This is a genomic window from Paraburkholderia sp. RL17-383-BIF-A (genome assembly GCF_046028015.1).
In the GTDB taxonomy this organism is placed as follows: Bacteria; Pseudomonadota; Gammaproteobacteria; order Burkholderiales; family Burkholderiaceae; genus Paraburkholderia.
Genome location: NZ_JARESR010000002.1, coordinates 382,058 through 403,794 on the forward strand (window position 1 = coordinate 382,058; position 21,737 = coordinate 403,794).

Consider the following 21,737-nt stretch of genomic DNA (forward strand, 5'->3'; position numbering starts at 1 on the left):
CTCACACTGCAATCGCGCGCAGCAGTTCGGTCTCGACCTGAATTTGCAGGCGGCTGTCAGACAGGCCGCGTCCATCAAGCAGGAACACGTCTTCGACGCGTTCGCCGAGCGTATTGATCCGCGCCGAAGCGACGCCGACCCGATGCTCGGCCAGCACGCGCGCAATCGAATAAAGAAGGCCTGGCCGGTCGTTCGCCGACACGGACAGGATGTAATATTGGCCGCGCTCGTCGGCCCGAAGATCGACGCGCGGCGTAACAGGGAAGGTCCGCGACAGCCGTGAAAGACGGCCTTTCGACGGTCCCGGAAGCAGGGTGCCGTCACCCGTGAGGCGGGCGGTCAGTTCCTGTTCGACCAGATTGGCAATATCGCGATAATGCACGTCTTCTTCGGTATGCGCGACGAGGAAATTATCGAGCGCGTAACCGTGACGGGTCGTGCTGACCCGCGCATCGAGCACCGACAAGCCATTGCGGTCGAAATATGCGCAAATGCCGGCGAACAGATCGGGCTGATCCTTCACATAGACCAGCACCTGGAGCGCCTCGCCGATCGGCGACGGACGGGCCCGCACGATCGGCGTCGGCGTTTCGACATGGCGATACAGCACACGTGTTTGCCACGCGATATCCGCCGCATCGTGACGCAGGAAATAGCCGATGTCGAGCTTGTCCCATAGCGCCCTCTGCGCGCCTTCCGGCACGGTTTCGAGGCGCAGCACCGCAAGCGCTTCTTCCTGCCGGGACTTCAGTTCCGAATGCGCATCCGGACGTGCGCCGCCGAGCACGGAGAGGGTGGCGCGGTACAGATCTTCGAGCAGCTTGCCTTTCCACGTGTTCCAGACTTTCGGACTGGTGCCGCGGATGTCGGCCACAGTCAGCAGGTAGAGCGCCGTAAGGCGGCGCTCGGTGCCGACCAGTTCGGCAAATCGCTTGATGACTTCCGGGTCGCTCGTATCCTGCTTCTGCGCGACCTGGCTCATGGTCAGATGCTGCTGGACCAGCCACACGACGAGTTCGCCGTCGTCGCCGAGAATGCCGTGATTGCGGCAGAAGCGCCGCGCGTCGGCCATGCCGAGCGTGGAATGGTCGCCGCCGCGGCCTTTGGCGATGTCGTGAAACAGCGCCGCCACGTACAGCACCCACGGCCGGTCGAAGTTCGCGATCAGCTGGCTGCAGAACGGATATTCGTGCGCGTGCTCGGCCACGGCGAAGCGCCGCAGATTGCGCAGCACCATCAGAATGTGCTGGTCGACGGTGTAGACGTGATACAGATCGTGCTGCATCTGCCCGACAATGCGCCGGAAGTTGAGCAGATAGCGCCCCAGTACGCTGGTCTGGTTCATCAGGCGCAGTGCGTGCGTGATGCCGGCCGGCTGCTTCAGGATGTCCATGAAGAGGCGCCGGTTTTCCGGGTCCCGCCGCCAATGCTGATCCATTACGTCGCGGGCGTTGTAGATCGCGCGCAGGGTGCGCGCCGACAGGCCTTTTACGCCGGGGGTCTGTTCGTACAGCAGGAAAGCCTCGAGGATCGCGTTCGGCTCGCGCTGGAACACGTCGTCGCTGGCGATCTCCAGCATGCCCTGCTTCTCGACGAAGCGGTCCGACAGCACGCGCGTGACGCCGCTCGTGCTGGGAAAGAGTTGCGCCTCGATGTTCTGGATCAGGATCGTGGCGAGTTGCGTGACAGCCTTGGCAGACCAGTAGTAGCGGCGCATGAGCTGTTCGCTCGCGCGCTTGGTGGCGGTCGGCTTGTAGCCGAAGCTCTCCGCCACCGCCGTTTGCAGGTCGAACACCATGATGTCCTGACGACGCCCGGCGATCACATGCAACCGCGCGCGCAGCGCTTTCAGGAAACTCTCGTTGCGGCGCAGTTCGCGTGCCTCGCGCTCGGTGATCAGGCCGCGCGCTTCGAGTTCGCGCCAGCTGCTGCCGAAACCGGCCGCCTGGGTGATCCACAGAATCAGTTGCAGATCGCGCAGGCCGCCCGGGCTCTCCTTGATGTTGGGTTCGAGCGAGTAAGGCGTGTCCTGGAATTTGGCGTGGCGCTGGCGCATTTCCAGCACTTTGGCCTGGAAGAAGGCTTTGGGGTCGAGCGCGTCGCGGTAACGCTTCGCGAAGTCGTCGAACAACTCCGCGCTGCCGGTTATGCGCCGTGCTTCGAGCAGCGAGGTGCGCACCGTGACGTCGTTGGCGGCTTCATCGAGGCATTGCGACACGCTGCGTACGCTGCTGCCCAGTTCGAGCCCCAAATCCCAGGCGAGACTGATAAAGCGTTCGATGCGGGCTTCCAGATGCCCGATCGGCGCGTCGGGCAGCAACACCAGAATGTCGATGTCGGAATGCGGCGCCAGTTCGCCGCGCCCGTAGCCGCCCACCGCCAGCAAGGCCAGCTCGGGCGGCAGGTCGCAGGTGTTCCAGACGGCGCGCAGGGAATCGTCGGTGGCGCGCGCGAGCGAGGCCATCAGCGCCTCGACGTTGGTGGCCGTCCTGAAGCGTTCCAGCAGTTGGGCTTTGGCCACTTTGTACTCCGCCTTGAGCGACCTGGCAGGGGATTGGGCGAGGGCTGGAACACTACTCATTGGCAGGCGGCGGTGGGTTCGGAAGTCAGTCAGGCGGTGGCCGCGACGATCGGCGGACGCGCGGGCGTGCCGGCCGAAACGGTCAGCACGTCGTAGCCGGTTTCGGTGACGAGCACGGTATGCTCCCACTGCGCCGACAGGCTGCGGTCTTTCGTTTTGACGGTCCACTGGTCCGGCATGGTGCGGATGTCGCGGCGGCCGGCATTGATCATCGGCTCGATCGTGAAGATCATGCCGGTTTGCAGCTCGAGCCCAGTACCGGGGCGGCCGTAGTGCAGGATCTGCGGGTCTTCGTGGAACACCGTGCCGATGCCGTGACCGCAATATTCGCGCACCACGCTGTAGCCCTGGCCTTCCGCATGCTTCTGGATCGCATAGCCGATGTCGCCGAGATGGGCGCCCGGACGCACCTGGTCGATGCCGAGCCACATGCATTCGAAGGTGGTCTGAACCAGACGTTTGGCCAGGATCGAGCCTTCGCCGACGATGAACATGCGGCTGGTGTCGCCGAAATAGCCTTCCTTGATGACGGTGACGTCGATATTCAGCGCGTCGCCGTTCTTCAAGGTCTTGTCGCCCGGAATGCCGTGGCAGATCACGTCGTTGACGGAAATGCAGGTGGCTTTCGGGTAGGGCGGGTAGCCGGGCGGCTGATAGTTCAGCGGCGCCGGAATCGTGCCCTGTTCCTTCAGCATGTATTCGTGGCACAGGCGGTCGAGTTCGCCAGTGGTGATGCCCGCCGTGACGAACGGCGTGATGTAGTCGAGCACTTCGCTCGCGAGTTTGCAAGCGACGCGCATCTGCGCGATATCGTGTTCGTTTTTGAGCGTAATAGCCATGAGTCGGGCCTGAAATGCGATTTATTGCGAGATTATCGCACCATATTCCTGCCGCCGCAGGCTTTTGCGACGGGAGTGACGCCTGTCGAGGGCTCGTGCGCGAGTCCTTGAGGTGGTCCCTAGAGGTGGTCCATTGAGCGGGCGGCTTTCGCCGCGGTGGCGCAATGCCGCTCAGTGTCGAAGGCGCGCCGCAGTCGGCATTGCACCATGCCAGGGCGGGTTGGGTCGGCTGGCTCGGGCTGGTCGATCGGGGGCGGGCGGCGAGTACGCGGGTGCAACCGGCGGCGTCAGACAGGAGCTACCGGAGCAGGTTGAGTCGTGCAATAGTCGCGTGCTATAATCTTTGGCTAAGTCGATCTCTGTCTTGCTTTATTGCTTCATATGGTCTCCATGTGAGTGAAAAGTTTGGCGGGAGCGGCTTCTCATGGCGCTGGTTGCCTGCGCCATGAGGTGGTAAAGCATGACAAGGCAGCAGACTCGCAAGCCGGCGCACCCAGGGTGTCCGTCGCGTTCAGCCAGATAGATGAAATGGCGGCGCGGCCGATACGGCAGCCGGCTTAAGACCCAACCCTCGCGGAGATTTTCATGGCAGTTACCATGCGTCAAATGCTGGAAGCCGGTGTCCACTTCGGTCACCAAACGCGCTTCTGGAACCCGAAGATGGCCCCGTTCATTTTCGGTCATCGCAACAAGATTCACATCATCAACCTCGAAAAGACGCTGCCGATGTACAACGACGCGCTGAAGTATGCGCGTCAACTGGCAGCGAACCGCGGCACGATCCTGTTCGTGGGCACGAAGCGTCAATCGCGCGACACCATCGCTGAAGAAGCACAACGCGCTGGTATGCCGTACGTCAACGCTCGCTGGCTCGGCGGCATGCTGACCAACTTCAAGACGCTGAAGGTATCGATCAAGCGCCTGAAGGACATGGAAGCGGCGCTGGAAGCAGGCGAAACCGAGCGCATGAGCAAGAAGGAAGCGCTCCTGTTCGAACGCGAAATGGCCAAGCTGCAAAAGTCGATCGGCGGCGTGAAGGACATGGGCGGCATTCCGGACGCGATCTTCGTGGTCGACGTCGGCTACCACAAGATTGCCGTGACCGAAGCCAACAAGCTCGGCATTCCGGTCATCGCCGTGGTCGACACGAACCACTCGCCGGAAGGCATCGACTACGTGATCCCGGGTAACGACGACGCCTCGAAGGCTGTCGCTCTATACACGGCTGGCGTGGCTGACGCGATCGTTGAAGGCCGTGCGAACGCGGTCAACGAAGTGGTGCAGGCTGCACGTGGTGGCGACGGCGACGAGTTCGTCGAGGTCAACGCGGAAGCGTAAAGCTGCCCCGTGTCCGGCAAAAAAGGGGGCTTTCTACAGGCCCCCTTTTTTTAAGCCGCGATATTGTAGTAGGGTGCGGCCGGCAGTCTTCCGAGCGGTGCCCAGGCGTTGTCCGTAAAAAAGTACGCGCAACGCTGAAACGAATTCTTGCCGCCGGCATCGAAATGCGGGCGGCGTGTGACAGACGGAACTCAAGGAGCAAATGATGGCGGCAATTACCGCAAGCATGGTTGCAGAACTGCGCGCAAAGACCGACGCGCCGATGATGGAATGCAAGAAGGCACTGACGGAAGCCGACGGCGACATGGCGCGCGCTGAAGAGCTGCTGCGCGTGAAGCTGGGCAACAAGGCCAGCAAGGCAGCGTCGCGCGTGACGGCTGAAGGCGTGGTCGCATCGTTCATCGGCGGCAATGCAGGTTCGCTGGTCGAGCTGAACTGCGAAACCGACTTCGTTTCGAAGAACGACGACTTCCTGGCTTTCTCGAAGAAGGTCGCTGAGCTGGTCGCTACGCAAAACCCGGCTGACGTCGCTGCTTTGTCGGCACTGCCGCTGGACGGCTCGACGGTCGACGCAGTGCGTCTCGCGCTGGTCGGCAAGATCGGCGAAAACCTGTCGATCCGCCGTTTCGTGCGCTTCGACACCGCCAACAAGCTGGCAGCGTACCTGCACGGCACGCGTATCGGCGTGCTGGTCGAGTACACGGGCGCGGACGAGCAAATCGGCAAGGACGTGGCAATGCACATCGCCGCAATGAAGCCGGTTTCGCTGTCGTCGGACGACGTGCCGGCGGATCTGATCGCCAAGGAACGCAGCATTGCTGAACAGAAGGCCGCCGAATCGGGCAAGCCGGCTGAAATCGTCGCCAAGATGGTCGACGGCAGCGTGCAGAAGTACCTGAAGGAAGTGTCGCTGCTGAACCAGACGTTCGTTAAGAACGATAAGCAGACGATCGAACAGATGCTGAAGGCTGGCAACGCGAGCGTGCAGAAGTTCGCACTGTTCGTGGTCGGCGAAGGCATCGAGAAGAAGCAGGACGACTTCGCAGCTGAAGTGGCCGCTCAAGTCGCTGCTGCAAAGCAACAATAAGTCTCACCCAAGCATCACTGTTGTATCGTTGGACCCGCGGCAGAGCAAGACTTTGCCGCGGTCGGCAGCGCCGCAAGGCTGCGCGCGGGTTGACCCTCGTGGCGCAGCCGCCGCTGGCGAACCCCAGGGTTCGTCAATTTGGCGACGCTTGCCCGAATCAGCATTTCACCCCTACATTAGTCCCTTGTTGTTGCCCTGTTCTGCGCGATCTGGATACCCCTATGCCCACTGCTTATAAACGCGTCCTGCTCAAACTCTCCGGTGAAGCTCTGATGGGCGACGATGCCTTTGGCATCAATCGCGCGACCATCGAACGAATGGTGGCGGACGTGGCCGAAGTGGTCCGTCTCGGAACGCAGCTGGCCGTGGTGATCGGCGGCGGCAATATTTTCCGCGGCGTCGCAGGCGGCGCGGCGGGTATGGATCGCGCCACGGCCGACTACATGGGCATGCTGGCCACCATGATGAACGCCCTGGCGCTGCAGGACGCCATGCGCCACGCCGGTATCGAGGCGCGCGTGCAATCGGCGCTGCGCATGGACCAGGTGGTCGAGCCGTACATCCGGCCCCGCGCGATTCGCCAGCTCGAAGAAGGCAAAGTCGTGATTTTCGCGGCCGGCACGGGCAACCCGTTCTTCACGACCGACACGGCCGCAGCGCTGCGCGGCTCGGAAATTGGCGCGGAAGTCGTGCTGAAAGCAACGAAGGTGGACGGCGTCTACTCCGCCGACCCGAAGAAAGACCCGAGCGCGACCCGTTACACCACGATCAGCTTCGACGAGGCAATCGGCCGCAATCTGCAGGTCATGGACGCCACGGCGTTCGCACTGTGCCGCGACCAGAAGCTGCCGATCCGGGTGTTTTCGATCGTCAAGCCGGGCGCGCTCAAGCGCATCGTACAAGGTGAGGACGAAGGCACTCTCGTCCACGTGTAAACTCTCGTTCACATAACGTGGGCTTTGACGCGAGCCCGGGTCGCCGCATCTTGCGCGCGCTGGCCGGCTCGCACCGTTTTGAAGGTTCGGAGGTTTAAAAATGTCTGTGGCTGATATCCGAAAGGGCGCTGAACAAAAGATGCAGCGCTCCATCGACGCGTTCAAGAACGACCTGTCGAAGATCCGCACGGGCCGTGCGCATACGGGCCTGCTGGATCACATCCAGTGCGATTACTACGGTTCGCCGGTGCCGATTTCACAAGTCGCGAACCTGACGCTGATCGACGCCCGCACGATTGGCGTGCAGCCGTGGGAAAAGAAGATGGTTCAGGTCGTCGAAAAGGCGATCCGCGAGTCGGACCTGGGCCTGAACCCGGCCACGCAAGGCGACGTGATTCGCGTGCCGATGCCCGCGTTGACCGAAGAGCGCCGCCGCGAACTGACCAAAGTGGTCAAGAGCGAAGCGGAAACGGCCAAGGTCGCCGTGCGCAACCTGCGCCGTGACGCCAACGAGCAACTGAAAAAGCTCGTGAAGGACAAAGAAATTTCGGAAGACGACGAGCGTCGTGCCGGTGACGACGTTCAGAAGCTGACGGACAAGTTCGTTGCCGAAATCGACAAACTCGTCGTGACGAAAGAAGCCGAGATCATGACGGTCTGAGGCCGGTCGCCTCTCAGAAAAACGCCGGGCCGCCCCAGGTTTTCCGCCCCGCAGGACATCCCCTTTGGGGATTGCCCCCTCGGGCGGCTGGCGTGAAGCGCCAGGTTTGGGGGCACTCGGTACTTTCAGGGTTTCCACTTCTTTATTTGCAGTCACTGTCCCGACGGCCATGACCTATACCAGCTCAACCGTGCGCGTGCCTGATGTCGCCGCGGTGCCGCGACATATCGCGATCATCATGGACGGCAACGGCCGTTGGGCCACCCAGCGGCGCCTGCCGCGCGTGGCGGGCCATACGCGCGGCGTCGACGCGGTGCGTGCGGCCGTCGAGGCGTGCGCCCGTCAGGGTGTCGAATATCTGACGCTGTTCGCTTTCAGCTCGGAAAACTGGCGTCGTCCCAACGACGAAGTGTCGTTCCTGATGCGCCTGTTCGTGACCGCGCTGGAGCGCGAGATCGGCAAACTGCACGCCAACGGCATCCGTTTGCGGGTAGTGGGCGATCTGTCGCGCTTCGATACGCGCATCCGCGACCTGATCAAGCGCGCGGAGACCAAGACCGCGCGCAATACCCGGCTTACACTCACGATCGCCGCGAACTACGGCGGCCGCTGGGACATCATGCAGGCCACCCGCAAGCTCGCCGAACAGTCTGCGCTGGCGGGCAAGGCGGTCGAGGTGACCGAGGAATCGTTCGCCGAGCACCTCTCCATGGCTTATGCGCCGGAGCCGGATCTGTTCATCCGCACCGGCGGCGAGCGCCGTGTCAGCAACTTCCTGCTGTGGCAGCTCGCTTACACCGAGTTCTACTTCACCGACACGTTCTGGCCGGATTTCGACGCCGACGCGCTCGGCCACGCCATCGCTTCATACGCGGAGCGCGAACGCCGCTTCGGCCGCACCAGTGCTCAACTCGAGCCGCAATCGCAAAACGTCGATTCGCTTCCATGCTAAAAACCCGTGTCATCACGGCGATCATCCTGCTGGCGGTATTTCTGCCGGTGACGTTGTTCGCGCCGGTGGGCGCGTTCGGCGCGCTGATCGCCTTCGTCGTCGTGTTCGCCGCATGGGAGTGGGCGCGCCTGCTCAAGCTGGGCGGCGCGGGCCCGGTCATTTATGCGCTGGTGGCCGCGGTGGCGCTCGTCGCCAGCACGCGCCTTGGCACCGGTATCGAGCAGGCGAGGCCGCTCTTTCAGGCGGCCGCGATTTTCTGGGTGATCGCCGGCCCGTTCGTGCTGTTGCGCAAGCCCACGCTCGCCCAAGGCGCATGGCGCTCCTTTCTGTTTCTCGCCGGCATTGTGGTATTCGTCGCGTGCTGGCATGCTCTCGTCGCCGCGCGCATGCAGGGCGTGCCGTTCGTGCTGTCGTTGCTGCTATTGGTATGGCTGGCCGATATCGGCGCATACTTCTCGGGAAAAGCATTCGGAAAACACAAGCTGGCGCCTGCCATCAGTCCGGGTAAGACTTGGGAGGGCGCGATCGGCGGCTGGCTGGTGGTGATGATCGTCGCGGCGGCGGCGGTCTTTTTGCATGCGTTCGAGCCGACCCTGTATTCTGCGTTGCTGGCGCATTGGGGCGCCGTGCGCACGTTGCTCGCCCTGACCCTGCTGGTCGTTTTCAGCGTGGTGGGCGACCTGTTCGAATCCATGATGAAACGCCAGGCCGGTGTGAAAGATTCAAGCGGCCTGTTGCCGGGGCACGGTGGCGTGCTCGACCGCATCGACGCATTGTTGCCGGTGCTGCCGCTTGCCATGCTGCTGCTCGGCTAGAGAAAGAGATATGCAAAAACGTCTGACACTGCTCGGTTCCACGGGCTCGATTGGAGACAGCACGCTCGACGTCGTCGCGCGTCATCCCGAGCGTTTTTCGGTGTATGCGTTGAGCGCGCATCGCAACGGCGACAAGCTCGTCGAGCAATGCCTGCGCTTTCAGCCCGAAGTCGCGGTGGTTGGCGACGCCGACACGGCCGCCAGCGTCGCCGCGAAATTGCGCGAGGCGGGTTGCAAGACCGAGGTCACGTACGGACCGCAGGCGCTCGTCGACGTGTCGAAGAGCGACGGCTGCGATACGGTGGTAGCGGCGATCGTCGGCGCGGCCGGCCTCGCGCCGAGCCTTGCCGCCGCGCGCGCCGGCAAACGCATCCTGCTCGCCAACAAGGAAGCGTTGGTCATGTCCGGCGCGATCTTCATGGACGCGGTGCGCGACAACGGCGCCGTCCTGCTGCCGGTGGACAGCGAGCACAACGCGATTTTCCAATGCTTGCCGCGCGAAGCCGCGCTGCACGGCGGCGTCTCCAAGATCATTCTGACCGCTTCGGGCGGCCCGTTCCGTACGCGCGAACCTGCCACGCTCGTCGACGTCACGCCGGAAGAAGCCTGTAAGCATCCGAACTGGGTCATGGGTCGCAAGATTTCGGTCGACTCGGCCACCATGATGAACAAGGGCCTCGAAGTGATCGAGGCGCACTGGCTGTTCGATCTGCCGGGCGAGCGCATCGACGTGCTGATTCACCCGCAAAGCGTGATCCACTCGATGGTCTCGTACGCCGACGGTTCGGTGCTCGCGCAGCTTGGCAATCCCGACATGCGCACGCCGATCGCCCATGCGCTGGCCTTTCCGGATCGCGTCGATTCGGGCGTGGCGCAACTCGATCTGCTACAGGTCGCGTCGTTGTCGTTCGAAAAGCCGGATTACACGCGCTTTCCGTGTCTCGCCCTTGCAGTCAAGGCACTCGCCGAGGGAGGCCTCGCGAGCGCGGCGCTGAACGCCGCGAACGAAATAGCGGTGGAGGCGTTCCTCGCACGCCAGATCGGTTTCATGGCGATTGCCCAGGTGGTCGACGCGGTGCTCAACGCGCTGCCGAACCGCAGCGCGCACGCGCTCGAGGACGTGATCGAAGCGGATGCCGCCGCGCGTCGCGCCGCTGCCGAATTCATCGCGCGTCTGCCCGACGGCGCCCGTCGCACGGAACGCGCCGTCCAGTGAGGCGCTCATGAACCTGCTGATCGAACTGCTCGCCTTCGCGGTCGCGATTGGCGTACTCGTGGTCGTCCACGAATATGGGCATTACAGCGTGGCACGCCTGTGCGGCGTCAAGGTGCTGCGCTTTTCGATCGGCTTCGGCAAGCCGCTGTTCCAGTGGGTGAGCCCGAAGACGGGCACCGAATGGACCATTGCCGCGCTGCCGCTCGGCGGCTACGTGAAGATGCTCGACGAGCGCGAAAACAGCGCTGAGCCGATTCCCGCAGAAGCACTGCCGCATGCGTTCAACCGGCAGTCCGTGTGGCGCCGTTTTGCGATTGTCGCGGCCGGCCCGGTCGCGAACTTCCTTCTGGCGATCGTGCTGTTCGCGCTCGTCTTCGCCACCGGCGTGACGGAGCCGGCGGCCGTGGTCGCGGCGCCCGCGCCGAATACACCCGCGGCGCTCGCCGGCTTCGACGGCGGCGAGACGATCGTTGCCGTGCGTGCCGAGAACGCCGGCCAATCCGAGCCGGTGCGCTCATGGTCGGACCTGCGGTGGAAACTGCTGGGTGCGGCATTCGATCACAAGCGCGTCGTTCTGAGCGCGAAAGACGCGCACGGCACGTCGGACTTTCAACTCGATCTGCGCGGCCTCACCGAAAAAGACGTCGACGACGACTTCATGTCGCATCTCGGTTTCGAGCCGGGTGGTGGCAAGCTGACGGTGGCCGGTGTGCAGCCGGGCAGCGCGGCGCAAAAGGCTGGGCTCGTCGCCGGCGATCGTCTGCGCGCCGTCGACGGAATTCCGACCGAAAATGCCACGGCCTTTATCGCTTATGTAAAATCGCACGCCGGCAAACCAGTCACGTTGCAGGTCGAGCGCGGAGGTAAGGCGGCGGGCAAGCTCGAAGACGTGAACATCGTCCCGCAGGCGCAGCGTGACGAAGCGACGGGCCAGCAGATCGGTCGCATCGGCGCGGAACTGGCTACCCAGGTGCCGTCGATCGACGTGCACTATGGGCCGGTTGAAAGCCTGCAACTGGGCGCGCGCCGCACGTGGGATCTCGCGGTGTATTCGGTGCGGATGTTCGGCAGGATGATCGTGGGCGAAGCATCGCTCAAGAATCTTTCCGGGCCGGTGACGATCGCCGATTATGCAGGAAAGAGCGCACGTCTAGGTCCTTCTGCATTCCTGTCGTTCCTGGCCCTTGTCAGTATTAGTCTTGGCGTACTGAACCTGTTACCAATTCCGGTATTGGACGGGGGTCATCTGTTATATTATTTGGTTGAAGCTGTTACCGGTAAAGTTGTCTCCGATCGCTGGCAACTCGTTTTTCAGAGGGCGGGTCTCGCCTGCATCGTCGCGTTGTCGGCGATCGCGCTGTTCAACGATCTGGCTCGTTTAATCCATTTTTAAAGTGTTCGGCGGCGTTCACGATGGCGACCGCCCGACCTGATGCAGCTATACACACTGGGGAAGCACGTTGTTTAAACCTCATCGCTTTGTTCCAAAGACGGTTATAGCCGCGGCATTCGCCGCGCATGGGCTGGTTGCTCACGCAACGACGCCCTTCGTGGTGCAAGACATCCGGATCGAGGGATTGCAACGCGTCGAACCTGGTACCGTGTTCGCCTACCTGCCCATCAAGCAGGGCGACACCTTCAGCGACGACAAGGCATCGGAGGCCATTCGCGCCCTGTATGCCACGGGCTTCTTCAACGACGTCAAGATCGCGACCGAAGGCAATGTCGTCATCGTGCAGGTGCTGGAGCGTCCGGCTATCGGCACGATCGACTTCGCCGGCATTCATGAGTTCGACAAGGAAAACCTGACCAAGGCGCTGCGCGCGGTCGGCTTGTCGCAAGGCCGCTATTACGACAAGGCGCTCGTCGACAAGGCCGAGCAGGAACTGAAGCGTCAGTACCTCACGCGCGGTTATTACGCCGCCGAGGTCACCACCACGATCACGCCGATCGACCGCAACCGCGTGTCGGTGCTGTTCTCGGTGGCCGAAGGTCCGAGCGCGAAGATCCGCCAGATCAACTTCATCGGCAACAAGGCGTTCAGCACGGGTACGCTGCGCGACGAAATGCAGCTGTCCACGCCGAACTGGTTCTCGTGGTACACGAAGAACGACCTGTACGCGAAAGACAAGCTCACCGGCGACCTCGAAAACGTCCGCTCGTATTACCTGAATCGCGGCTACCTCGAGTTCAACATCGACTCGACTCAGGTCTCGATCTCGCCGGACAAGAAGGACATGTATCTGACGGTCACGCTGCATGAAGGCGAGCCGTACACGATTTCGAGCATCAAGCTGGCAGGCAATCTGCTCGACCGCGAGCCGGAGCTGGCCAAGCTCATCAAGATCAAACCGGGTGACCGCTTCTCGGCTGAAAAGCTGCAAGCCACCACCAAGGCTATCGTCGACAAGCTGGGCGAATACGGCTATGCGTTCGCCACCGTCAATGCGCAGCCGCAGATCGATCAGTCGAACCACAAGGTCGACCTGACGCTGCAGGTGGACCCGAGCCGCCGCGTCTACGTGCGCCGCATCAACGTGGTGGGCAACACCCGCACGCGTGACGAAGTGGTGCGCCGCGAAATGCGCCAGCTCGAAAGCTCGTGGTTCGATTCGAACCGCCTCGCGCTGTCGAAAGACCGGATCAACCGTCTCGGCTATTTCACGGACGTCGACGTGACCACGGTGCCGGTGGAAGGCACGCCGGACCAGGTCGATGTGGACGTCAAGGTGGCGGAAAAGCCGACTGGCGCGATCACGCTGGGTGCGGGCTTTTCGTCGACCGACAAGGTGGTGCTCTCGGCAGGCGTCTCGCAGGACAACGTGTTCGGCTCGGGTACGAGTCTCGCGGTGAACGTGAATACCGCGAAGACGTACCGTACGTTGACGGTCACGCAGGTCGATCCGTACTTTACGGTCGACGGTATCAAGCGGATTACCGACGTTTATTACCGCACGTATCAGCCGCTGTATTACTCCACGGATTCGAGCTTCAAGATCGTCACGATCGGTGGTGACCTGAAGTTCGGTATTCCGTTCTCCGAAGTGGACACGGTCTACTTCGGCGCCGGCCTCGAGCAGAACCAGCTCGACATCGACTCGAACACGCCGCAAAGCTATATCGACTACGTGCACGAATTCGGCCGTGTGTCGAACAACGTGCCGATCACGGTAGGCTGGTCGCGCGACGCGCGTGACAGCGCACTGGTGCCGAGCCGCGGTTACTTCACGCAGGCGAACGCCGAATACGGCACGCCGATCGGTGGCACGCAGTACTACAAGGCCGACATCAACGCGCAGTACTATTACTCGTTCTCGCGCGGGTTCGTGCTGGGCTTCAACTTCCAGGGCGGTTACGGTAACGGCCTCGGCGGCAAGCCTTATCCGATTTTCAAGAACTACTATGCGGGCGGTATCGGTTCGGTGCGGGGCTACGAGCCGAGCTCGCTGGGTCCGCGCGACGCCAAGACGAACGACCCGATCGGCGGCTCGAAGCTGCTGGTGGGTAACGTCGAGTTGACGTTCCCGCTGCCGGGCACGGGTTACGACCGCACGCTGCGTGTCTTCACGTTCCTCGACGCTGGTAACGTGTGGGGCACGGAAGGTAACAGCATCGGCGCCAACGGTCTGCGTTACGGCTATGGTGTCGGTCTGGCGTGGATCTCGCCGATCGGTCCGCTGAAGCTGAGCCTGGGCTTCCCGCTCACGAAGCATACGGGCGACCAGTATCAGAAATTCCAGTTCCAGATCGGGACGGCGTTCTGATCGGGCGGCTGGCGGCTGGGCCAGAAGCGGCTGGCCAAACTACAGTATCGAGAGGATGACTTTGCTAACCGGTATGTTTTCGAAACGTGTGGCGTGCGCGCTGGCGCTGGCAATGACCTTGGGGGTCGGGGTGGCGCATGCGCAGGAGGCGAGGATCGCGGCGGTCAACTCCGACCGTATCCTGCGCGAATCCGCTGCTGCGAAGGCCGCGCAGGTCAAGCTCGAGGCAGAGTTCGCCAAGCGTGACAAGGACTTGGCCGACATGGCGCAGAAGCTGAAGTCGATGTCCGACTCCCTCGACAAGAACGGCGCGTCCATGTCGCCCGCCGATCGCGCGCAAAAACAGCGCGATCTGTCGCAACTGGACACGGATTTCCAGCGCAAGCAACGTGAGTTTCGCGAGGATCTGAACCAGCGCCGCAACGAAGAACTGGCGGCGGTGCTCGACCGCGCCAACAAGGTGATCAAGCAGATCGCAGAGGCCCAGCACTACGACCTGATCGTCCAGGAAGCGGTGTACGTGAGCCCGCGCATCGACATCACCGATCAGGTGCTCAAGGCGCTGGCGGCGTCGGGTAACTGAGTGCTGCAGTGGGGCAGGTCGCCCGGCAACAGAAGATCTGACAAGTTGGACTGAACGGTAGGAGACAGGATAGGCATGGCATTTACGCTCGAGGACATCGTCCAACGGTTCGGCGGTGAAGTAGTCGGAAACGGTTCGCAGCGCGTCGGCAGTCTCGCGCCGCTCGACCAGGCAGGCCCGGACCAGCTGGCGTTCCTCGCCAATCCGAAGTACCTGTCGCAGGTCGAAACGACCCGTGCGGGCGCGGTGTTGATCAACGCCGACGACCTCGCCAAACTCGCTTCCCGCGAGAATCGTAACTTCATCGTCACGCCGAATCCGTACGCTTACTTTGCGCGGGTCGCGCAGACCTTCATCGACCTCGCATCGCCCAAGGCGGTGCCAGGCGTGCATCCGAGCGCAACCATCGACCCGTCGGCGCAGATTGCCGCGAGCGCGGTGATCGGTCCGCACGTCACGGTCGAGGCGGGTGCGGTGATTGGCGAAAACGTGCGGCTCGACGCCAATGTCGTGATCGGCCGTGGCACGCGCATCGGCGCGGGTTCACATCTCTATCCCAATGTCGCGGTGTACTACGGTTGCAAGCTCGGCGAGCGCGTGATCGTGCACGCGGGCGCGGTGATCGGCTCGGACGGTTTCGGCTTCGCGCCGGATTTCGTCGGCGAGGGTGACGCGCGCACCGGCAGCTGGGTGAAGATTCCGCAGGTGGGCGGCGTGTCGATCGCGGCAGACGTCGAAATCGGTGCGAACACCACCATCGACCGCGGCGCAATGGCCGACACCATCATCGAAGAGTGCGTGAAGATCGACAATCTCGTGCAGATCGGTCACAACTGCAAGGTCGGTGCCTATACGGTGATCGCCGGCTGCGCGGGCATTGCGGGCAGTACCACGATCGGCCGCCATTGCATGATCGGCGGCGCGGTCGGGATCGCCGGTCACGTCACGCTGGCCGATTACGTGATCGTCACGGCCAAGTCGGGCGTTTCGAAATCGCTGTTGAAGCCTGGTATGTACACCAGTGCCTTCCCGGCCGTGAACCATGCAGACTGGAACAAGAGCGCGGCATTGCTGCGTAACATCGACAAACTCCGTGATCGTATCAAGGCGCTTGAAAACGCCGCGGCTGAGAAAGAAGGCAGCCCGGCCGCCAATGCAGCGAGCCGTTCCGCAGACGACCAGGCCTGAGCGGCACCAGGGTAACTCTCAGGGCGACTCGCGGGACAATTCGCCATGCATTTCGCAGGGCAACCTGCCGGCACCGCGTAAAATAGCGGGCGAGCATCAGGAAGCAAAGTCGGTTGCCGTGACCGGGTGGCACGGCCGCCGGGTCATGGCGAGCGCCGGCAGCATGCGTTATCAACCCACCTGCACCAGCATCCGCAGTCATCATCGCGCAGTCAATGCGCGAGCAGAAACACCATGAGCACCGAAAAAATCAATCTCGACATTCATAAGATTCTCACGCTGCTGCCACATCGTTACCCGATCCTGCTGGTCGACCGGGTGCTCGAACTTGAGCCGCACAAGAGCATCAAAGCGTTGAAGAACGTGTCGATCAACGAACCGTATTTCCAGGGTCACTTCCCGACGCGTCCGGTGATGCCGGGTGTGCTGATTCTCGAAGCGCTCGCGCAAACGGCGGCTCTGCTGACGTTTTCTGAAGAGCCGAGCGACCCGTCGAACACGCTGTACCTGTTCGTCGGCATCGACAACGCGCGCTTCAAGCGCGTGGTGGAACCGGGCGATCAGCTGATCCTGAACTGCACGTTCGAGCGTCATATGCGCGGCATCTGGAAGTTCAAGGCGCGCGCCGAAGTGGATGGCGTGGTAGCGGCGGAAGCGGACCTGATGTGCGCGGTGCGGCACACGGACAAGGACGCTTGATGCGCTAGCCAGTGTCCGGGCGGTCGGCGACGTGACATACACGCTGGCCGCTCCGCCAGATGCCCATCCAGACAACGCAACAGAATCAGAAGCGAGGACGCATGAGCAGGATTCATCCCACTGCGATCGTCGAACCGGGCGCACAACTCGACGAATCCGTCGAAGTCGGACCGTATGCCGTCATCGGCGCACATGTGACGATCGGTGCGCGGACCACGATCGGTTCGCACAGCGTGATCGAAGGTCACACCACGCTCGGCGAAGACAACCGGATCGGCCACTACGCATCGGTCGGCGGCCGTCCGCAGGACATGAAGTACAACAACGAGCCGACCCGGCTCGTTATCGGCAACCGCAACACGATCCGCGAGTTCACCACGATCCACACCGGCACGGTGCAGGACGCGGGCGTCACCACGCTCGGTGACGACAACTGGATCATGGCGTACGTGCACATCGGGCACGATTGCCATGTGGGCAGCAACGTCATTCTGTCGAGCAATGCGCAGATGGCCGGCCACGTTACGATTGGCGACCACGCGATCGTCGGCGGCATGTCGGGCGTGCATCAGTTCGTGCGCATCGGCGCGCATTCCATGCTGGGCGGCGCCTCGGCGCTGGTTCAGGACATTCCGCCGTTCGTAATCGCCGCCGGCAACAAGGCGGAGCCGCACGGCATCAACGTCGAAGGCCTGCGCCGCCGCGGTTTTTCGCCGGACGCCATCTCGGCGCTGCGCGCGGCTTATCGCGTGCTGTACAAGAACGGCCTGTCGCTGGAAGAGGCGAAGGTGCAACTGCGCGAACTCGCGTCCGCGGGCGGCGACGGTGACGAACCGGTGCAGACGCTGCTCGCGTTCGTCGAAGCGTCGCAACGCGGCATCATCCGCTAACCGATGGCATTGCAACCCAGTCCACTGCGCGTGGCGATGGTGGCCGGCGAACCGTCCGGCGACCTGCTGGCGGCGTCGCTGCTCGACGGTCTCGCGAGCCGTTTGCCGGCCGGTACCCAGTACTACGGAATCGGCGGCCCACGCATGATCGCCACGGGCTTCGACGCCCATTTTCCGATGGAAAAGCTGTCGGTGCGCGGCTATGTCGAGGCACTGAAGCACATTCCCGGCATTCTCGGCATCCGCAACGAACTGAAGCGCCAGTTGCTGGCCGAGCCGCCCTCGGTGTTCGTCGGCGTGGATGCGCCCGATTTCAACTTCGGGCTCGAGCATCCGTTGCGCGACGCCGGCATTCCGACCGTTCACTTCGTGTGTCCGTCCATCTGGGCGTGGCGCGGTGGCCGCATCAAGAAGATCGCCAAGGCGGTCGACCACATGCTGTGCGTGTTCCCGTTCGAAACGGCGCTGCTGGAAAAGGCGGGCGTCGCGGCATCGTACGTCGGCCATCCGCTTGCCGACGAGATTCCGCTCGTACCGGACACGCTCGGTGCACGGCGGGCGCTAGGTCTGGCCGAAGAGGGCCCGATCATCGCGGTGCTGCCGGGTAGCCGGCGCTCGGAGATCGATCTGATCGGCCCGACGTTCTTCGCCGCGATGGAGATGATGCAGCACCAGGAGCCCGGTCTGCGCTTCGTCATGCCGGCGGCCACGCCGGCGCTGCGCGAGATGCTGCGGCCGCTGGTGGATTCGCACCCCGGTCTCGCGCTGACGATTACCGACGGTCAGTCGCAGCTCGCCATGACCGCGGCCGACGCGATCCTGGTGAAGAGCGGCACCGTGACGCTGGAAGCCGCGCTGCTGAAAAAGCCGATGGTGATCTCGTACAAGGTGCCTTGGCTGACCGGCCAGATCATGCGCCGTCAAGGGTATCTGCCCTATGTCGGTCTGCCGAACATCCTGGCGGGGCGGTTCGTGGTGCCGGAGATCCTGCAGCACTTCGCCACGCCGCAGGCGCTGGCCGAAGCCACGCTGAAACAGTTGCGCGACGAGACCAACCGGCGCACGCTGACGGAAATCTTCACGGAGATGCATCACGTGCTGAAGCAGAACACCGCGCAGCGCGCGGCGGAAGTCGTGGCGAGCGTCATCGAAAAGCGCAAGGGGCGGCCGTGACCGGCGCACGCGCACCGCGCCGCAAAACCGTTGCCGGAGCGGCGGCCCAGCAGGTCGGCCTGAACTTCGAGACGCCGGAGGACATTGTCTGCGGCGTGGACGAAGCGGGGCGCGGACCGCTAGCCGGCCCGGTGGTGGCAGCGGCGGTGATTTTCGATCCGGCCAAGCCGATGATTCGCGGCCTCGACGATTCCAAAGCGCTGACCGCGAAGAAGCGCGACGAGCTGTATGACAAGATCGTCGACCGTGCGCTCGCTTACTGCATCGCTTCGGCATCGGTCGAAGAAATCGATTCGCTTAATATTCTGCACGCCACCATGCTGGCAATGAAGCGCGCCGTGGAGGGCCTGTCCGTCGTGCCGACGCTCGTGAAAGTCGACGGCAATCGCTGTCCGACACTGAGCGTTCGCAGTGAAGCGGTGATCGGCGGCGACGCGCTCGTGAAGAGCATCTCCGCGGCGTCGATTCTTGCCAAGGTCACGCGTGACCGCATGCTGCTCGAATTGCACCAGACGTATCCCGTCTACGGCTTCAATGCGCATGCCGGTTACGGCACGCCGCAGCATCTCGCGGCGTTGCGCGAACATGGACCTTGCGAGCATCATCGGCGTTCGTTCGCGCCGGTGCGTGAGGCGCATCTGCGGTTGCGTACCGGCGTGCCGCTGCCGGCCCGCGACGTGATCGTCGTATCCGAAGTGATGTTCGACGACGACGCCTTCGGCGAACGCAGCAGCGCCGTCTGAGCTTGACGCGAACGTCGCGCGAGCGCTTCATTAGCGGCGCGTGTCACAACCCTTTCCTCATTCTCACTGTCTTCGCTGCCTGTGAAAGCCATCACCTCGCGGGACAATCCGCTCTATAAACGCCTGAAGGCATTGGCCGGCTCGACGCATCAACAGCGCAAGAGCGGCCACGCGCTGCTCGAAGGGTTTCATCTCGCGAGCGCGTATCTCGACGTCGCCGGGCAGCCGGAAATGTGCATCGTCACCGACGGCGCGCTGCGCCATGACGAAGCGCAGGCGATCGTTTCACGCATCGAAGATCACCGTGTCGTGACGCTGCCGGACGCTTTATTCGGGCAGTTGTCGAATGTCGTGCACGGTGTGGGCATACTGCTGCTGGTCGAAAAGCTCGACACGCCGCTGCCAGACAACGTCGCGCAAACCTGCCTCGTACTCGACGGCGTGCAGGACGCGGGCAACGTCGGCTCGATTCTGCGCAGCGCGGCGGCCGCCGGCATTCAGCAGGTGTTCTGCGCGCCGGGGACGGCGTACGCGTGGTCCTCGAAGGTCTTGCGCTCCGGCATGGGCGCGCATTTCCTCCTGCAGATTCACGAGGACGTGGAAGCGCAGGCGCTGATCGAGCGCCTCGCGGTGCCGATCGTCATTACGGATTCGCACGGCGCCGAGGCGATCTACGACTGCGATCTGAGCGGAGCGCTCGCGTGGGTGTTCGGCAACGAAGGGGCGGGCGTTTCGCAGCTCTGGCGCGACGCGGTCTCGTTGCGGGTGACGATTCCCCAGCCGGGCGGCATGGAGTCGTTGAATGTGGCGGCTGCGGCGGCTGTATGCGTGTTCGAGCAGTGCCGCCAGCAGCGCGGGCGCGCTTGACGCCGTTCGCTCGACGCCTTGCGTTTGACGCCGTTTTGACACACGCGCGCGCTGCCGCGCGTGTCTCCTCTTCAGGCTGCCGGGCTGACGCGGCGGTTCAATAAGCCGGCCGGTCCAGCTTGATTTCCTGCAGGATGGTTGTTGCAATCTCTTCGATCGACTTGTGCGTCGACGACAGCCACTTGATCCCTTCCCGCCGCATCATCGTTTCGGCCTCGTTGATCTCATAGCGGCAATTCTCCGGCGCCGCGTACTTGCTGCCGGGACGACGCTCGTTGCGAATCTCCGAAAGCCGCTGTGGATCGATCGACAATCCGAACATTTTCTGCCGATGCGCGAGTAGCGGCGTAGGCAATTTGCCGCGCTCGAAATCTTCCGGAATCAGCGGATAGTTGGCCGCTTTCACGCCATACTGCATGGCCAGATAGAGGCTCGTCGGCGTTTTGCCGCTGCGCGATACGCCGACCAGAATCACGTCGGCGTCGGCCAGATTGCGGTTCGATTGGCCGTCGTCGTGAGCGAGCGAGAAATTGATCGCCTCGATCCGGTTCTTGTACTCCTCGGTGTCCGCGTTCTGGTGGCCGCGGCCCATCGCGTGGCTCGACTTCAGTTCCAGTTCCTGTTCGAGCGGTTCCACGAACGTCTGAAACATGTCCAGCACAAGCGCGTTCGAGCCTTTGACGATCTGATTCGACGCGCTGTCCACCAGCGTCGTGAACACGATGGGGCGGCGGCCGTCCTGCTGGATCGCTTCGTTGATCTTTTCGAGCGTGGCATAGGCCTTTTCCGTCGAGTCGACGAAAGGCACGCGAACCAGGCGGAATTTCTGGTCGAACTGGGAGAGGATCGAATGCGCGAAGGTTTCGGCAGTGATCCCGGTACCGTCGGAGACGATGAATACGGTGGGCGGCATCAGTGGGGCTGGGGAACGTGAGCGGGGAAAATCGCTCGAATGAAACATCGCTGTGTCGACGCCGCTGCCCGGTGGCTAACCGGAGGCTGCAGCGGCGTTCAACCAGCGCGCCGTGGGCACCGCAACTGCGCCCGGATGGTGGCGGGGCCTCGCAAAAGCCCGCTGGCCGGTCCGGGGCGCGTTTCGAGGCGCAATTCTCGTCCGACAGTCACATTTTCAAAGTCGGCACGGTAGAATAGCGGCAACCTGTTGGATAAGCAATTGCAGGCGATTGGCGTCTAACTCACCGTGAACGGTCGTTCAACGCCTCGCTTTTAACCGGTATTTTAGTCGCCAAGTTGCGGCGAACGTGGTGGATCGATCGGTAAATTCGTCCATTCGCCTTCTTCGTCGCACATCCGGTGCTCCGGGCAATGTGCAGCGATTGCTTCTCCAACAGGTTGTGCAAGACGCGAGGTCACCCTTCCAATGGGCGTCTCGCGTTCGAGCCCAC

Annotated in this window: 19 protein-coding genes; 16 read left to right on the top strand and 3 right to left on the bottom strand. The window is 62.9% G+C overall.

The features are described from left to right. Position 1: 1 nt before the first annotated feature. Both P0D71_RS03915 and map read right to left on the bottom strand, forming a co-directional pair. Entirely contained in the window at positions 2-2,581 is a 2,580-nt protein-coding gene (locus tag P0D71_RS03915) for a [protein-PII] uridylyltransferase (protein WP_408479300.1), read from the bottom strand. Between the two features lie 29 nt (positions 2,582-2,610). Then, on the bottom strand, positions 2,611-3,420 hold the full coding sequence (map, locus tag P0D71_RS03920; protein WP_091793331.1) for a type I methionyl aminopeptidase: 810 nt from the start codon (positions 3,418-3,420) through the stop codon (positions 2,611-2,613). A gap of 585 nt (positions 3,421-4,005) precedes the next feature. On the opposite strand from map, the gene rpsB reads away from it, so the two are divergent. The 16 genes from rpsB (at position 4,006) to P0D71_RS04000 (ending at position 20,331) form a co-directional block, all read left to right on the top strand. Continuing rightward, positions 4,006-4,758 (top strand): 30S ribosomal protein S2, encoded by a 753-nt coding sequence (gene rpsB / locus P0D71_RS03925; RefSeq protein ID WP_007181432.1) that lies wholly within the window; start codon positions 4,006-4,008, stop codon positions 4,756-4,758. 205 nt (positions 4,759-4,963) lie between these two features. Next, positions 4,964-5,845 (top strand): translation elongation factor Ts, encoded by an 882-nt coding sequence (gene tsf, locus P0D71_RS03930; protein WP_408479318.1) that lies wholly within the window; start codon positions 4,964-4,966, stop codon positions 5,843-5,845. Positions 5,846-6,066: 221 nt separating this feature from the next. Continuing rightward, positions 6,067-6,780: a UMP kinase gene (gene pyrH, locus P0D71_RS03935; RefSeq protein WP_011488865.1), complete on the top strand. Its 714-nt coding sequence runs from the start codon at positions 6,067-6,069 to the stop codon at positions 6,778-6,780. A 100-nt stretch (positions 6,781-6,880) separates the two neighbouring features. After that, positions 6,881-7,441, top strand: a complete 561-nt coding sequence (gene frr, locus P0D71_RS03940) for a ribosome recycling factor (RefSeq protein WP_012433445.1) — start codon at positions 6,881-6,883, stop codon at positions 7,439-7,441. Between the two features lie 169 nt (positions 7,442-7,610). Then, positions 7,611-8,393, top strand: a complete 783-nt coding sequence (gene uppS / locus P0D71_RS03945) for a polyprenyl diphosphate synthase (RefSeq protein ID WP_091793334.1) — start codon at positions 7,611-7,613, stop codon at positions 8,391-8,393. Next, positions 8,387-9,208 (top strand): phosphatidate cytidylyltransferase, encoded by an 822-nt coding sequence (locus P0D71_RS03950; protein WP_408479301.1) that lies wholly within the window; start codon positions 8,387-8,389, stop codon positions 9,206-9,208. The genes uppS and P0D71_RS03950 overlap by 7 nt, the downstream gene beginning before the upstream one ends. A 10-nt stretch (positions 9,209-9,218) precedes the next feature. Next, positions 9,219-10,424, top strand: coding sequence for a 1-deoxy-D-xylulose-5-phosphate reductoisomerase (locus P0D71_RS03955; protein ID WP_091793338.1), 1,206 nt, complete (start codon positions 9,219-9,221; stop codon positions 10,422-10,424). A gap of 7 nt (positions 10,425-10,431) precedes the next feature. Next, positions 10,432-11,817: an RIP metalloprotease RseP gene (gene rseP / locus P0D71_RS03960; protein ID WP_408479302.1), complete on the top strand. Its 1,386-nt coding sequence runs from the start codon at positions 10,432-10,434 to the stop codon at positions 11,815-11,817. A 67-nt stretch (positions 11,818-11,884) separates the two neighbouring features. Further along, on the top strand, positions 11,885-14,188 hold the full coding sequence (gene bamA, locus P0D71_RS03965) for an outer membrane protein assembly factor BamA (protein WP_091793340.1): 2,304 nt from the start codon (positions 11,885-11,887) through the stop codon (positions 14,186-14,188). Between the two features lie 61 nt (positions 14,189-14,249). Further along, a complete protein-coding gene (locus tag P0D71_RS03970) occupies positions 14,250-14,771 on the top strand; it encodes an OmpH/Skp family outer membrane protein (protein WP_177205078.1) in 522 nt (173 codons plus the stop codon). Positions 14,772-14,846: 75 nt separating this feature from the next. Further along, positions 14,847-15,959 (top strand): UDP-3-O-(3-hydroxymyristoyl)glucosamine N-acyltransferase, encoded by a 1,113-nt coding sequence (lpxD, locus tag P0D71_RS03975; protein ID WP_091793344.1) that lies wholly within the window; start codon positions 14,847-14,849, stop codon positions 15,957-15,959. Positions 15,960-16,193: 234 nt separating this feature from the next. After that, positions 16,194-16,658, top strand: a complete 465-nt coding sequence (fabZ, locus tag P0D71_RS03980) for a 3-hydroxyacyl-ACP dehydratase FabZ (RefSeq protein WP_006048683.1) — start codon at positions 16,194-16,196, stop codon at positions 16,656-16,658. 101 nt (positions 16,659-16,759) lie between these two features. Continuing rightward, positions 16,760-17,548, top strand: coding sequence for an acyl-ACP--UDP-N-acetylglucosamine O-acyltransferase (gene lpxA / locus P0D71_RS03985; RefSeq protein ID WP_091793346.1), 789 nt, complete (start codon positions 16,760-16,762; stop codon positions 17,546-17,548). 3 nt (positions 17,549-17,551) lie between these two features. Then, a complete protein-coding gene (lpxB, locus tag P0D71_RS03990) occupies positions 17,552-18,721 on the top strand; it encodes a lipid-A-disaccharide synthase (protein ID WP_091793348.1) in 1,170 nt (389 codons plus the stop codon). Continuing rightward, the gene (gene rnhB / locus P0D71_RS03995; RefSeq protein ID WP_408302766.1) at positions 18,718-19,464 is read left to right on the top strand and encodes a ribonuclease HII; all 747 of its coding nucleotides are present in this window, start codon (positions 18,718-18,720) and stop codon (positions 19,462-19,464) included. Before lpxB ends, rnhB begins: the two co-directional genes overlap by 4 nt. An 81-nt stretch (positions 19,465-19,545) precedes the next feature. Next, positions 19,546-20,331 (top strand): TrmH family RNA methyltransferase, encoded by a 786-nt coding sequence (locus P0D71_RS04000; protein WP_408479303.1) that lies wholly within the window; start codon positions 19,546-19,548, stop codon positions 20,329-20,331. 97 nt (positions 20,332-20,428) lie between these two features. On the opposite strand, the gene ppsR is transcribed toward P0D71_RS04000, so the two are convergent. Then, the gene (ppsR, locus tag P0D71_RS04005) at positions 20,429-21,244 is read right to left on the bottom strand and encodes a posphoenolpyruvate synthetase regulatory kinase/phosphorylase PpsR (protein ID WP_091793354.1); all 816 of its coding nucleotides are present in this window, start codon (positions 21,242-21,244) and stop codon (positions 20,429-20,431) included. Positions 21,245-21,737: the final 493 nt, after the last annotated feature.

Bases quoted from the DNA above. Each gene is read 5' to 3' on its own strand.
- pyrH (WP_011488865.1), top strand. From the start codon at position 6,067: ATGCCCACTGCTTATAAACGCGTCCTGCTCAAACTCTCCGGTGAAGCT.
- lpxA (WP_091793346.1), top strand. From the start codon at position 16,760: ATGAGCAGGATTCATCCCACTGCGATCGTCGAACCGGGCGCACAACTC.
- P0D71_RS03955 (WP_091793338.1), top strand. From the start codon at position 9,219: ATGCAAAAACGTCTGACACTGCTCGGTTCCACGGGCTCGATTGGAGAC.
- map (WP_091793331.1), bottom strand. From the start codon at position 3,420: ATGGCTATTACGCTCAAAAACGAACACGATATCGCGCAGATGCGCGTC.
- P0D71_RS03915 (WP_408479300.1), bottom strand. From the start codon at position 2,581: ATGAGTAGTGTTCCAGCCCTCGCCCAATCCCCTGCCAGGTCGCTCAAG.
- tsf (WP_408479318.1), top strand. From the start codon at position 4,964: ATGGCGGCAATTACCGCAAGCATGGTTGCAGAACTGCGCGCAAAGACC.
- ppsR (WP_091793354.1), bottom strand. From the start codon at position 21,244: ATGCCGCCCACCGTATTCATCGTCTCCGACGGTACCGGGATCACTGCC.
- frr (WP_012433445.1), top strand. From the start codon at position 6,881: ATGTCTGTGGCTGATATCCGAAAGGGCGCTGAACAAAAGATGCAGCGC.
- lpxB (WP_091793348.1), top strand. From the start codon at position 17,552: ATGGCATTGCAACCCAGTCCACTGCGCGTGGCGATGGTGGCCGGCGAA.
- rpsB (WP_007181432.1), top strand. From the start codon at position 4,006: ATGGCAGTTACCATGCGTCAAATGCTGGAAGCCGGTGTCCACTTCGGT.
- uppS (WP_091793334.1), top strand. From the start codon at position 7,611: ATGACCTATACCAGCTCAACCGTGCGCGTGCCTGATGTCGCCGCGGTG.
- P0D71_RS03950 (WP_408479301.1), top strand. From the start codon at position 8,387: ATGCTAAAAACCCGTGTCATCACGGCGATCATCCTGCTGGCGGTATTT.
- lpxD (WP_091793344.1), top strand. From the start codon at position 14,847: ATGGCATTTACGCTCGAGGACATCGTCCAACGGTTCGGCGGTGAAGTA.
- fabZ (WP_006048683.1), top strand. From the start codon at position 16,194: ATGAGCACCGAAAAAATCAATCTCGACATTCATAAGATTCTCACGCTG.
- rseP (WP_408479302.1), top strand. From the start codon at position 10,432: ATGAACCTGCTGATCGAACTGCTCGCCTTCGCGGTCGCGATTGGCGTA.